This window comes from Bdellovibrionales bacterium (assembly GCA_016716765.1).
In the GTDB taxonomy this organism is placed as follows: domain Bacteria; phylum Bdellovibrionota; class Bdellovibrionia; order Bdellovibrionales; family UBA1609; genus JADJVA01.
On sequence record JADJVA010000024.1, the window covers coordinates 1 to 12,320 of the forward strand.

The 12,320-nt window shown below is 44.2% G+C and carries 18 protein-coding genes and 1 tRNA gene; 15 read left to right on the forward strand and 4 right to left on the reverse strand.

Annotated elements, in window-relative coordinates; translation table 11 throughout:
• The first annotated feature begins 150 nt into the window (after positions 1-150).
• The 7 genes from IPL83_16245 to IPL83_16275 all read left to right on the forward strand — a co-directional run bounded on the left by IPL83_16245 (position 151) and on the right by IPL83_16275 (position 3,274).
• On the forward strand, positions 151-426 hold the full coding sequence (locus tag IPL83_16245; protein ID MBK9040678.1) for a hypothetical protein: 276 nt from the start codon (positions 151-153) through the stop codon (positions 424-426).
• A 78-nt stretch (positions 427-504) separates the two neighbouring features.
• Positions 505-762: a hypothetical protein gene (locus IPL83_16250; protein MBK9040679.1), complete on the forward strand. Its 258-nt coding sequence runs from the start codon at positions 505-507 to the stop codon at positions 760-762.
• 2 nt (positions 763-764) lie between these two features.
• A complete protein-coding gene (locus IPL83_16255; protein MBK9040680.1) occupies positions 765-983 on the forward strand; it encodes a hypothetical protein in 219 nt (72 codons plus the stop codon).
• Between the two features lie 789 nt (positions 984-1,772).
• On the forward strand, positions 1,773-1,979 hold the full coding sequence (locus IPL83_16260; protein ID MBK9040681.1) for a hypothetical protein: 207 nt from the start codon (positions 1,773-1,775) through the stop codon (positions 1,977-1,979).
• Positions 1,910-2,161 carry an energy transducer TonB gene (locus IPL83_16265; GenBank protein MBK9040682.1) on the forward strand — a complete coding sequence of 84 codons (252 nt, stop codon included), beginning with the start codon at positions 1,910-1,912 and terminating at the stop codon, positions 2,159-2,161. The genes IPL83_16260 and IPL83_16265 overlap by 70 nt, the downstream gene beginning before the upstream one ends.
• A 17-nt stretch (positions 2,162-2,178) precedes the next feature.
• Positions 2,179-2,373: a hypothetical protein gene (locus IPL83_16270; protein MBK9040683.1), complete on the forward strand. Its 195-nt coding sequence runs from the start codon at positions 2,179-2,181 to the stop codon at positions 2,371-2,373.
• 241 nt (positions 2,374-2,614) lie between these two features.
• Positions 2,615-3,274 (forward strand): hypothetical protein, encoded by a 660-nt coding sequence (locus tag IPL83_16275; protein ID MBK9040684.1) that lies wholly within the window; start codon positions 2,615-2,617, stop codon positions 3,272-3,274.
• 247 nt (positions 3,275-3,521) lie between these two features.
• On the opposite strand, the gene IPL83_16280 is transcribed toward IPL83_16275, so the two are convergent.
• On the reverse strand, positions 3,522-4,229 hold the full coding sequence (locus IPL83_16280) for a 7-cyano-7-deazaguanine synthase (GenBank protein ID MBK9040685.1): 708 nt from the start codon (positions 4,227-4,229) through the stop codon (positions 3,522-3,524).
• Positions 4,230-4,449: 220 nt separating this feature from the next.
• On the opposite strand from IPL83_16280, the gene IPL83_16285 reads away from it, so the two are divergent.
• The 7 genes from IPL83_16285 to IPL83_16315 are packed head-to-tail and all read left to right on the forward strand — an operon-like array spanning position 4,450 to position 8,808.
• Entirely contained in the window at positions 4,450-4,977 is a 528-nt protein-coding gene (locus tag IPL83_16285) for a hypothetical protein (protein MBK9040686.1), read from the forward strand.
• Positions 4,935-5,534 carry a TolC family protein gene (locus IPL83_16290; protein MBK9040687.1) on the forward strand — a complete coding sequence of 200 codons (600 nt, stop codon included), beginning with the start codon at positions 4,935-4,937 and terminating at the stop codon, positions 5,532-5,534. The genes IPL83_16285 and IPL83_16290 overlap by 43 nt, the downstream gene beginning before the upstream one ends.
• A gap of 55 nt (positions 5,535-5,589) precedes the next feature.
• Positions 5,590-5,844, forward strand: a complete 255-nt coding sequence (locus IPL83_16295) for a hypothetical protein (GenBank protein ID MBK9040688.1) — start codon at positions 5,590-5,592, stop codon at positions 5,842-5,844.
• Positions 5,825-6,712, forward strand: coding sequence for an efflux RND transporter periplasmic adaptor subunit (locus IPL83_16300; GenBank protein MBK9040689.1), 888 nt, complete (start codon positions 5,825-5,827; stop codon positions 6,710-6,712). The genes IPL83_16295 and IPL83_16300 overlap by 20 nt, the downstream gene beginning before the upstream one ends.
• Positions 6,713-6,717: 5 nt before the next feature.
• Positions 6,718-7,185 (forward strand): ATP-binding cassette domain-containing protein, encoded by a 468-nt coding sequence (locus tag IPL83_16305; GenBank protein MBK9040690.1) that lies wholly within the window; start codon positions 6,718-6,720, stop codon positions 7,183-7,185.
• Entirely contained in the window at positions 7,125-8,663 is a 1,539-nt protein-coding gene (locus IPL83_16310; protein ID MBK9040691.1) for an ABC transporter permease, read from the forward strand. Before IPL83_16305 ends, IPL83_16310 begins: the two co-directional genes overlap by 61 nt.
• Positions 8,644-8,808: a hypothetical protein gene (locus IPL83_16315; GenBank protein MBK9040692.1), complete on the forward strand. Its 165-nt coding sequence runs from the start codon at positions 8,644-8,646 to the stop codon at positions 8,806-8,808. The genes IPL83_16310 and IPL83_16315 overlap by 20 nt, the downstream gene beginning before the upstream one ends.
• Positions 8,809-9,356: 548 nt before the next feature.
• Here IPL83_16315 and IPL83_16320 read toward each other — a convergent pair.
• From IPL83_16320 to IPL83_16330, 3 genes are all read right to left on the reverse strand, one after another.
• Positions 9,357-9,815, reverse strand: coding sequence for a hypothetical protein (locus tag IPL83_16320; protein ID MBK9040693.1), 459 nt, complete (start codon positions 9,813-9,815; stop codon positions 9,357-9,359).
• A 428-nt stretch (positions 9,816-10,243) separates the two neighbouring features.
• Complete coding sequence (locus IPL83_16325; protein MBK9040694.1) at positions 10,244-10,642, reverse strand: hypothetical protein; 399 nt, start codon at positions 10,640-10,642, stop codon at positions 10,244-10,246.
• A gap of 960 nt (positions 10,643-11,602) precedes the next feature.
• Complete coding sequence (locus IPL83_16330) at positions 11,603-11,827, reverse strand: hypothetical protein (GenBank protein ID MBK9040695.1); 225 nt, start codon at positions 11,825-11,827, stop codon at positions 11,603-11,605.
• 404 nt (positions 11,828-12,231) lie between these two features.
• Between IPL83_16330 and IPL83_16335 the strand changes: the two genes are divergently transcribed.
• Positions 12,232-12,318 (forward strand) — tRNA-Ser (locus tag IPL83_16335).
• The last annotated feature ends 2 nt before the right edge of the window (positions 12,319-12,320 follow it).

Consider the following 12,320-nt stretch of genomic DNA (forward strand, 5'->3'; position numbering starts at 1 on the left):
CGACAAACCCTTAACAGAATGAGTGTGAGGAGATGAGAAAAATTCTGATCGCCCTTTTCAAGGACAATAACCTGGCTTTCGCCGAAACTCCAAAAATCTTGAGTGATTTGGTGTCGCTGCGGAGTGAAATAGGAAATTCTCGGAAAGGAAATGGAACTTCTCAAAAGGAAAAACACAGAACTTGATATGTGGATGCAGAAACGTCTGGAAATCGAGTCGAATTTGCAGAAAGAGAAGTTGAGACATGTTCAGATTGCAGAAAGAACTCCGACATTCCAGCTCTCACGCAAAGGTCACGAAAAAATAGAGCCTCAGGGAAGTCGCAATTGTTGGATGGAATTCGTGAAGCAAATTGGTAGACACTTCTCTTCCTTTTTCGAAGGGCAGAGAAAAGCTCGACTCGAGAGTCTTGATGGAGCCGTCTAGAGCGTGGGATGGAGTCATCCGAGATCTTGGAGCCAGCCTTAGGTTTTATGAAAGTGAGATTAAGTTGGGGAACGCAAAATGAATTTCTATTGGATTTTGACTTTCCTCGAGGGCGCGAGAGAAAGTGGAAGCCGTGCGCTTGGGCCTTTTGCAATGTTTATTAGGCAAGTCGATGGCGAGATGAAAGGAGGTTATAGAGGGAAGTGGTTTGGTTCACCAGGACTCTGTCAAGGGAAACAAGAGCAGGAGGTCGTCCGTCTTATGGAAGATTTGAAACAGAAAAGGAAGAGCGGAGTCTATTTCTTGCCACTTTCTGAACGGTCAGGTGCTTTATGAGAATGAGAGCTTGGCGTATTTTGATGTATTTTCTGTTTGCTCCATTGGCTCAGGCCGAAAATCTGGATTTGGAAAAATCGTTTCAGATTGAATACTCATATTTGATCTCTCAGAGAGAGGCTCTGTTGCGTCAGAAAAAAATGATGGAGAAGAAATTTGACGAGCGAATTAGCTTGGTGAAGAATCAGTTGGATATGGCCCAAAAGGAATTGGCCAAATGACCGTAAAAAATGATGATGAGTTTGAGGCTTTGGCGATTGGATAAAAAAGACGACCCTCCAGAGGGGAGACCTCGTTTGAAGCGATCTACCGAAAATCAATAAAAGTATTAACTGAAGCTGAAAGGTCTCTTCGCTTTCAGGAAAGGCAGGAGAAGGCAGAAGTTATCGCTCCGACGGGCCTGGCGTTGCAAATTTAAGTCCGATCTTTTCTCGATCAAAGAAGTTGTTGGAAGCTTTGGCGAGTTCAGAGAGATTCTCGGGCTATTATCTGGACGAGCAAGATACTCTTCGGAGAGGAGAGGTGACAAGACTCGGGCAGGTTACTGCCTTCTTGAGCGGACAACATGGAATGACAATGCTGGGCCCCAGCGGTAACGGTACTTTGAAGGCACTCAATAGATCCACCGACAGTTTCTATCTTTTTGATAATTTATGAGGCGGCTCAGTTTAAACTTCCGGGGACATGGGTTGAACGTCTGACTGACTCAGGTCCAGCTTTATTTTTGTTAATGATGTTAGGAGTGGTGGCTGGTCTCTTCTTTGTATTGGTAAAAATATAGCCAATGGGAAAGTTAGTTTACTTTCTTATAGTTGTGGGGTTTTTTGTAATGTCGCTAGGGCTTATATCCAATTTTTTTTGCACTCGATCCGAGACAACTGCGATCGCCTGCATCTGCGGGGCCAAAGCCAGTTCCAATTAAGATCGCTGAAGCTAAAAGGAAGCTTCCTCCGCGTGAAGTGCAAGCCAATTTGGAAAAATCGCTACAGCTTTGGCACCAGAGTCATCTCGTGTTTCGCTCAAGGAATTGGGAGGAGTTGGTTTCGGCGGCTCGGGAACGGGATTGGCCATTGGCGGATCAGGAGGTTTTTCGCACTGGCGTAGCTGATATTGTCAATGAACGCGGAGCGATGACCGCTCGCCACGGGTGCTCTCTGCAATCCTCCCGAATATCCACCTCTGGCTCGGAAAAGGCCTATCTGGATTTGTTGTCTTAAAGATCTACGTGGATAGGAGTGGTATCGTGGAAGATGTGAAGATCGCAGAAAGTGTGCCCGGGGGAATCTTTGATCAGGCCGCAATACTGGCCGTGCGAGCTTGGAAATTCGATCCAGCGATAAAGAATGGACAAGTGGTGGCTGAATGGGCCACACAAAAGGTGAAGTTCGAATTGAATTGAATTGATTTGAGGAAAACATGATTGAATTTCTAATAGCAATATTTCTTGGATGCAGCCCTTCCGTTGCGGCGGTAGTGGAGCCTCTTTATGACGAGTTGAGCGAACTAGATCTCGTTGAAGTTCTCATTCGAGACGATAAGTTGGATTTAGCTCAACAGGAGTTGGAGGAAACCGCAATCAAGCCGCTATTGGATTCTTCGCGGCCATCTTGAAATGGCGAGAAAAATTTTCTCAAGGCTTGTATAGCTATCAGAAATCTGATCCCTCAGAGGAGAGAAGTTTGTTCTTGGCGAGATCCTCGTATGAACTTCAGAAATATGAAGATTGTCGAGAACAATATCGGCAAAGTGGTCGTTTGTGGAAGAAATCCGAAGAGGACATCATTGCCAAATCAAAGTGTGAGTTTCAAACTAATTTTGGCAAGAGGCCTTGGACTCATTGGTGCAAGGAGAGGTGGTATTTAAATCATTTTCTCTAAAGAGAGAGCATGTGGCTCTTCTTTTAGATCTAGGTTTAAATCAGCTCGCTTTGAGCCTCGCGACATCTGAACTTGGCTCTGTTCGGAGCAGTGAGCTGCTCTCTTTGGCCCAACTTTTCTCTGAGAAGAAGGCAACCAAAGAAAATCTCGCCTTTGTCGAATATGCGCGTGCGATGGCCCCGAGGGATATTGAGATCCAAGTCCTGTCAGCGCAGCTTGCCTTTCAAAACGGACAGCTTCGCACCACTCTTGATAGCCTGATCCGATCGGCCGCATTGAGTCCACGGTACCAATTTCATGTTGCAGAACTTTATCGGGAAATGGGTAAATTTGAGCGAGCCACATTTCATTCTCAGTTTATTCAAGACTCAAAAGAACGCCTTCGCTCACGCATGGCAATTTACTTAGATCAAAAAAACTACTCTCTGGTTGCTTCGATGGATTCTCTTATGGGCCGCGAGGCAGGATCTGGTGATGACGAGGCTCGATATGCCGTGGCCTATGCTCTATTTGCTCAGGGCAACTTCGACCGCTCGTTCACCTATCTGAATTCAATTCGTCAGAGCAGCTTGATCGAAAAAACCAGTCAGCTAAAAAAGACTCTGAAAGAGGCCCGCGATGGTTTGGATCTTTAGGGCGCAAGGTTTCTTTCGAGATCAATACAATTTGTCCTAAATATTTGATCACTGTGAGAATATCGGAGTTTCAAAAATGAGCGAAGTCTAGCATCTTCTTCCTGAACATTCTCAAATCCAGTGGATTTTGGTCTCGTTTTCAAATCAAAATGTTGTTGATAAATTCTGAGTTTCACTTCCTCTGATGACTGAGTGTCGCCGAAGTGATTGTTTACCAAATTTTGAACGAGGGGATCTCTCAGGTACCTCAGCATAATTTCGGGTGTGTACTGAAAAAATCCCGGACAGGCCTCTCTTTTTCGAGCAAGAAAAATCGATACCAAGAAGCGATTCTTTCCTTTTCAATCAAAAACCAATTCTTGTGGTTTTGGTTTTGGTTTTGACTTTTGCCTGTTGAATCAACATGGATTGTCTGTTCTTTTTTAAAGAGACACTCTCCCGACCCCAAAACAGGGTATCCAATAATTTGATCGGACAGCCACATTGTCACGAGCAACTGAGGCGAAAAACACTGGGAGATCTCGGCATAGGATAAGGCCTCGCCACTCCAAAATTTCAGAAGATCTAAGTCAAAAAATTGAAAAGGCACACCTAGCTCATTGCAAGTCAAAACAGCCCAGGAAATGTCGTGGAGATTGATCTGATCTTTATACCGGGCAACTGCTATTTTGACAGAAATTCCCGCCTCCAGAAATGACCGGAGCACTGTTTCGCTGTCCACCCCGCCCGAAAATAAAATCCAGATATCTCCAGTTACCTTTGCGCGAATCGTTCTCGCAGTTTCCATGCACTCATCTCGAAAATCAAGAGGACGACGGCGACACCGACCATATTTTACCCACCAGTTCTGTTCGGGATTTGTCCTAAAGGCCTCGAGTTTGTTATTGTAGCCAAACTTGAAATGAGAATTGTGAGTCAACTCAGGTCCTTGATATCCTACGACCTGCAACTCCATTGAAGCTCCCCCCTCTCAGCACCCAAAATGACCCACAGTGGGTCGGTTGATAGGCCGAAAATATCAATTTTCTCTGTCCTTGTCTTCACTGTCGAGTCTGTTGACAGATATATTTTTCAACAAACTCCAGCCCATTTGCAATAGCGAGAATCGGCTGGCCTGGCACGAATCGTCAGTTGCTGATTTCTCGCACACAATGTATAGAAGGCCACGAGGCTCGTTGAGGCGTGTTCGCGCTTTGGAAGAAATCGTATCGAGGTTTATCTTGTTTTATGAAATTTTAGTTCGAGATCAAGGGAAACGGCTAAGGAAGAGGGAACTCTTTGTGGTGATAGGATTGTTCTTCATCGCATTTTTCGCTAGGGCTGACGAGGCGAAAAGGCTGGAGAAATCGGTATTTACTCTTAAGGACTCAATTTTGTTTGCTCGAGATAATTCCCCAGCCTTCGATGATTTGAAGCGAAAACTGCAGATTTCCGAAATGAATGAAAAATCGGCGGCTTTTAAAATACTTCCGTCTCTTGATCTGGTTGCGAAAAACGGAGTGAGCGGAAGCTCTCCGAAAGATGCCTCTGGGCACCCAAGTGAATTCAGTTTGGGTCTTACTGAATCGCTTTACGACAATGGGGCCTCTCGCACGAATCATCAGATTGCAATACTTGACAAAATAGGTCTGAGTTGGAGTTTGAGGACAAGAAAGCTAAATTGGCATTGGACGTCGCGACTCGCTTTGTTGATTATTCTTTAAAATTGAAACTACTCGATATTCAGGAACGTCAGCTGAAGCTAGTCAAAACAGAATTCGAAATGGTCTCGAATGGCTACCACCAGGGATTAAAAACCAAGCGAGATTTCCTCCGATTCAAGTCGTATCCAATTCGCCGAGAAATTGATGTGACGGACGCAAAAAATAATGCTGACATATCTCGCCAAGAGCTGCTCAAGGCTATTGGAGCAAAATCAGAAAGCCCTGGACCAAAGGAATTTGCGCCTGTAAATCTCGATTCCATTTTTGATTCTCCCACCGAATTGCCAGCAAGGATTGAAGATCATCTTCAATATCGAGCGGCAATCCTTGAAAAGAAAATGAATCGTCTTGGAGTCGATTTGGTTCGGAAAAAAAATCTCCCGGAATGGTTGTTAACAGCTGGACTGGCCTATTCGAGCAGCGACTACCTAGGCACTCAGCAAAGTTTTTCCGATAATGCAAAGATTGGGTGGAAGCCTTGCTCGTTGTTAAATATAATTTTATGGATTGGGGCACGCGTGCCCGTGATTATGAAATCTCCGTCCAGAAGGACATGATCAAAGCAATGAGATAGATACTTCCCTTCTAGGCCTGCAAGCCACGCTCAATCAATTGAACTCGAAACTTGAAAATGTCCGTAAAAGCTATCACTTGGCAAAAGAGTGGGTGGCTATTGAGTTAACCAACATAGAATATATAGGAAGGGAATATCGGAATGGGAAAGTTCAATACCTTGATATGATTGCGGGTCTTAATGCACTCTCAGATGCTCAGAATAAATTTTATTCAGTTTCTGCCGAATTGCATAACGTCCAATTCAATATTCTCTACCATAAAGGAAGTCTCTATGACCTTCTCGTCAAATGATCGAAAATGGTTGATGAGAGCAGGTGGATCTTTGGCCACCATTTTAGTTTTGTTTGGCATATATCGATTGAGTGGATGTTACGATAGCAAGAGTCGGAGAACCATTGGAGTTGTAACGAGGCAGGATTTCGTCCAAAGAGTCACCTTTGCTGGAGTTGTCGTTCCTTTTAAGAAAACAATCGTGACGGCTCCCTATAATGGCTATGTGAGCAAGCTTTTTGTTTCTGTGGGCGATCCGGTGAAGGCGGGCGATCCTATCGTCAGCGTGGTCCAGTCGCTTCAGTCAGGAGATAGTCCTTTTCCTCTAAGATCTCCTTTGAACGGAGTTGTAGTTCAGGTTGAGAGGTCAGAGGGCGAGTATGTGAGAGCGGGTGATTACAAGGAGTTTATTTTGAGGATCGATGATACAAGCAGACTCTTCGTTGCTGCCAATGCTCCAGAGCTGGATCGGGTAAAACTGCGATTTGGTCAAGAGGCTGTCATTCGGGCTTCTGCGATAATTGATCGAAAATATAAGGGCCTCATTCGTGAGCTTTCGTTGGCTGCTAGGGATAAGGAATCTGAGGCAAACAGTCAGGTTGTCGATTTTCCGATTAAAATAGAAATAACCGATGGAGACGAAATGATAAAACCGGGGATGTCGGTTATTATAGATGTGATTACAGCTAGAAAGGAAAACGTATTAAGTCTTCGGCATGAATTTATTCGGAGAGATAATGATCACTATTTTGTTGTGTTGCAATCAGGTGAACGGCAGACCATTGAGGTTGGAATTCAAAATGAAGAGGGATTTGAAATTTTATCTGGCCTGAGTGAAGGTCAGAAAATTAGGCAGGTTAATTTTTCAGAGCTCAACTCAGCGGAATAAACTAAATGAATGCAATCGAAGTTGAGCATCTTTATTTTTCATACGGGCTCGCTCAGACATCTATCAGTTCTATATTGAAGGATCTCAGTTTTACTATAAGAGTGGGCGAATTAGTTGCGATTCAAGGACCGTCTGGATCAGGTAAATCCACTCTACTTTACGCCTTGGGACTTTTATCGCGCCCAGACAGTGGGCTGATTCGCATTCTGGGAAAAGATGTATCTAGCTGCACAGAAGTGGAGCTCGCTAAAATCGAAATCGGAACATTGGTTTTGTTTTCCAACAGTTTTACCTACTGCCTAAAACAAGTGTGCTTGATAATATACTGCTTCCAACTCGCTACTTTGACGAAGAAATTCCGAATGGGATTAATCAGATCGATCGGGCAAAGAAGTACGCGGAACTGGTTGGTTTGGGAGATAGACTGCAATCCCACCCCAATCAACTGTCCGGTGGACAGCAACAAAGGGTAGCCATTTGTCGCGCACTTATGAGCGACGCCAGGGTTATTCTTGCAGATGAGCCAACGGGAAACCTTGATTCAGAATCGGCCAAGCAGATACTTCAGCTCTTGAGAGACTTGAACAAAAATCACAGTAAGACCATTATCATTATCACCCATGACAACGAGGTGGCGAATCAGTGCGATAGAATCATTAAAATTAAGGATGGGCGAATCCTCGATCAGTCTATTGTTGATCAGTCGAAATTTAATCAGACAAACATTCTTACAATCCCTTCTTTGATATCAGAGAAATCAGAAAAAAATCTCAGCGCGTGTTCCCGATTCCTGTGCTCACTTGGTTTTCTCAAACTTGATCCCAAAAAAGCCTTGAAGGTGTTTAGGGACATTCTACCTTCAGCTATTTGGAATTTGAAGAGACATAAGACAAGAACGGCCCTCACGATGATTGGTATTTCAGTAGGGATCGCGGCGGTTTTGGCGATGATTACGCTTGGACAGTTCACAAAAGGAAAGATACTTGCTGGATATGCCGACATGGGGGTTAATACAATTGTATTCAATGGTATTCCTAACTGGGATATCAAAGCCACTGATCTCGTTCCAACACCCTTTCGTTTTTTTGATTGGGAGGGTGAAGTTAATTCTTTAAAGAGAATCTTCCCCGAGATTGATAGGATGTCACCGATTCTAGATAGAAGCAGGATTACACTGAATTATGGGGGACGAGCGATCGACCAAGATGTAAGGATGATAGGGTTTGGCGAGGATGGACTAAGTATTGCCCAGCGACGTTTGCTTTTTGGTCGAAATTTTTCGCAGGTTGAAATTGTGCAGAAAAGTTCTGTTTGCATTATCGGATACGAAATTGCGGAGCGGCTGTTTTTTGATAGTCAGCCTCTTGGACAAGTTCTAAGGATCAGTGAGGGAAAGAGTTCTTATAGCTGTCGTGTGATTGGTGTGCTGAGCCCCTCAACAAGTGGCAAGGAAGGCCTCCGGCCGAACTTGCAGGTTGTGGTCCCCTATTCCTTTTTTCAGGCTCAGTCGGGAAATTGGTGGTCTTCTCAGCTCAAGCAAATCTTGGTACAAATTGATGAAGGAGCTGACGCAGAAAGGGTTGGAGCGGGAATCAAGGCCTTTTTTGAGCAGAAGTATGGTTCCTCTGGCACGTTTTCAGTTGATTCTGATAGTGTTCTTGTGAACCAAATGAGACAGTTTTTAACTCTTTTTACGATCCTTCTTTCATCTGTCGCATTTGTTACTCTTTTGGTGGGAGGAGTTGGCATTACAAATATGATGCTTGTGTCAATTTCAGAGAGATTTAGAGAGATTGGACTGAGAAAAGCACTCGGGGCAACGAGCCGAGAAATTCGAACTCAATTTCTTATGGAGTCGATGATCGTGTGTTTTATCGCAGGCTTTATAGGATTGATTCTCGGCTTTTTTGTCCTATCAGATAGCGATTTGGGTGGCCACGAAGTTTGTTGATAAATTGAGTTTCGAATGGACTTTGGATGGCATGGCCCTCTTTTTATCAATTCTCTCTATTTTTGTCGTTGGTCTCGTCAGTGGCATTTTTCCGGCTGTTAAGGCGGAGAAACTTCAAATCATCGAAGCACTGAGGTCTGAATAGAGGAGCCCTTTCCTCGAAAACAGGGGGGGCAAATTTCAAAAATGAGACTTGAATTTGGTTTCAATAAGGAGCCTTTTCTGGTGAAGAGGTGACTTTTTGCGTCTCGTTTTTTTCAAGAGGAGCGGCATGAAACCTAAAAAGGCCATTAGACCGCCCTAAATTTTAATTCAGAATAATGAGAGAGAAAATGTTCTGGTTTTTTGATTGGCATAAGAATTGAACCAATAGGGCGCGGGAGAGTTTTATGCTTTTGATCTTACAAATTGCGGGAGGCACGGTCCTTGGGCTGTTGATAGCTCTTGTTATTGTGGATTACTTGAGGAAATCCTTCTCACAGTGCTCATTTTTCTTGGTCTCGGGATTCCGATGATATGGGTTATCGCCCACTTTGAGGGAAATACTGGTATTTTGAGAAAGATCGTCGGTGCTTTTAAACCCCCTTTTCCCAAGCTAGCGATCAAGCGAAATTTTCGAATTTTATATCATGAGGAGGAGCAAGACGGACCCTGTCCCTATCTTGCCTCCATCTCTAATGGCTTTTTACAGGACTACGGCCGTTTCACCCCAATTATAAAGAGCAGAAATTCCATCGCTGACTTCGCCATAGAGAGACCGACCGAATTTGACGACATCGTCACTGTCCACGCGGACCCTAGGCTAAACGCTGTCCTGGCTCTGATGTTATTACCAACTTCAGGGCCTGTGAGGAAATAGGGGTAGACTTGATCTCCCCAATACAGGACTCCAGTTTTTGCTTGCCATCCCCAGTTTAGATTCGCGAGAGTAGACAATTGGGGAAATGTAGAAAGAATCCAATTTTTGACACTTGTTCGAACTGACTCCGGGAGTAAAAATGTTTTTGAAATAGATGCTGTGGCGCCGGTGAAATCTTCTGGACGCTTGAGTTCACCATAAATAAAGCCAACAGAAAATTTGCCACCGAGTCCCAGGGTACGATCTTCTGGAAGTCCTTTTCTCAGCCCAACAGGTGCATCCATCCAAACCATAAATTTGCTAGCTTCCTTAACGAGGGAATCTTCGCGCAAGTAAAATTGTTATAAAAATCATTTCCTCTTTTCTCCTGAATTTTGTTAACGAGAGCTTGCAAGGTTCTCAGCATGGCGTGCCGTAGATCTTGGTCAGAATAGCGTGGTGCGATCTTTCAACAATGCCACTTTCTCCATGTTTTTAAGTATTTCCATCATTTCGTCACATTTTTTCCACTTCTTGAAGGGGGATTTTTCTTACTGATGGACTGTAAGGAACCCCACTTCGGTAAAAGTTCCTGATAGCCCGTTCAACCGCGATATGCGGAATTTCCCAGTAGCACCGGTTTCAACGATGAGGCCAGACGGTCTCCACCAATCGACCTTTGAAAAATTTTTGAGATGATCTGCCGAATCAGGGAGGCTCTCTTCGATCGCATGCACGGACTTTATCCCCCGTAGCAGCCTTCAGTTTTCGGGTAGATTTTATCACAGTGAACATCTCCCAAGCCAATTGCGGAATCCATGAGATCCTGTAGGTTTTTTCGGCATTTTCCCGTCTTCCACAAGTCTGCCAAATCCTTTTTGAAAATAATTGCTCGAGCTGTAGCCAGACGCTTGGAGGCATCCCCCATTTCATGGAAGGGAACTTCAATATCTACATAGAGATCGATGGCTAAAGCCGTCCAAAATGTGAATGTCCTGAGGCAATTTAAGTCTTGACCGACTTCGTCATGTCCCCCCAAGCACCAGTGAACTACTGAGGAAAAACTATTGTTGCAACGAAGCAAAGCACCTTGATCATAGCTACCCCTCCTGTTTAGTAAAACCCTATTGCGAAAGTACATACTGATGATTAATCTGATCCTTTCCAACTCCCGTGATGATTGGAGTAAAAAATAAAAAATTCTAAGTATAAGAGATAATTATTACAACTAATTATATTTTTTCATTTCGTCTTGAAGGGTCTCGACACCAAAATTTGAACCAGTTTTCCAATCATCGGGTCGCACGAGGTTGTCCAGACCAGAAGTGCCCCCAGCCTCATGAAATATCCACGGAATGAGAGCATCTCGAAAAGTCAATGATTCGTCCCATGAAGTGATCAAGCCTGAAGGTCAAAAATCCGAATTGTGAAAAAAACAAAAAGACAAATGGCGGAGGGGAGAATGAGTCGGAGATAGAGAGATCTGAGAGTGCGATAAAAGAGATCGAACTTGGCTTTTGCTCCATAATAGCTTCCGCCATATTTATTCACCCACTGTTCTACGAGTTCAAAAAGCCGAAATTTCTCCTGAGATAATCTGATCCTGTATTTTAGGATTCCTCTCAACTTCGTCTTGAATGAGTTTGGTCAAGTTAGACCACTCAGAAAGATTGATTTCCAGGAAGATGAATGTAGCCAAATAATTGAGCAGTGGGGATGAGTATACCAATTGATCGGATGAGGCCTAAAGATAGCTTGGCGATTTTTTGTACATCTTCGATTCATGGCTACCACCAAAGAAGGAAGTTTTGACTAAAGTTAGTGGCCTCAAGGCAGAAGTCAGGCCGGACTTGAGGACCTCGACGTAAAAATCTTTTTCAAAACAATATCAGTATACCAAGTTTATATAGATTCCATTTCTAAACGGGTCAATCATGCCGACAAGGGCACGATCCTTTTGGGAAGACTATCTGTCCTGGGATTTTGTACAGTATAAAGATCGACAAAAGTCTTCAATCTCCTTGAGGTCAATGCGCCGATCGGTAGTTTTTTGAGCTTATTAAAAACCGTCGTTTCTTAAGGAAGTCAACCCATCGAGTATTCAATATTTTTTCAGCCAGTAGAGACCAAGTGAACCGAATTCGAAAATAAAATGACGACCCAGGGCCTCTAGGAACGCGAGCTTTTGCTCAGGGGGAGAGCTGGGGGAAATATCAAATCTTGCTTCTTCGCCAGGTTGGGATCTGTGCACCTCGCCAGACGCATTTTCTGGAGTTTTCGTGGCAGCGTCGATTCCAATTGCTCTAAATAATGAGCGCGGAAGCAATTGAATCTCCGGTAGATCAAATTCGTCAAAAAAAATCGATTTTCAGCCTTCGACCCGCTAGGTCCATAGGTTGATTCGTGGCGATCGGCTCGAGACGCCGCATCTTGGGAGTCTGCCACCAGTTTGAGACAGGGCTGAGATCTCATCTTTGCCCAAGAGCTGTCAGGCAGGTCAAGGCTGTCAGCATGTGAACGATGAACAGTGAAGACCACAAAATTTTACAACTAAATCCGGATTCAAATGGCCAAAAAGCCCTCCTGTGCATCGCAATGCCTCTCGAATTTGAAGTAACCGGACTCCTGCAAAACACATTTTCGGGGCCCATGTCAAGAACGAAGCAACCTACTAGACATCAGGAACCATCAATGCTAGGTCAAATAAGATAGTTTCTAACAATAGAAAGCGGAAAGATGGCCGAGTGGTTAAGCGCGCACGCTTGGAAAGGTAACGGTTAACCCTGTTCCAGGGTTCGAATCCCTGTCTTTCCGCCAAT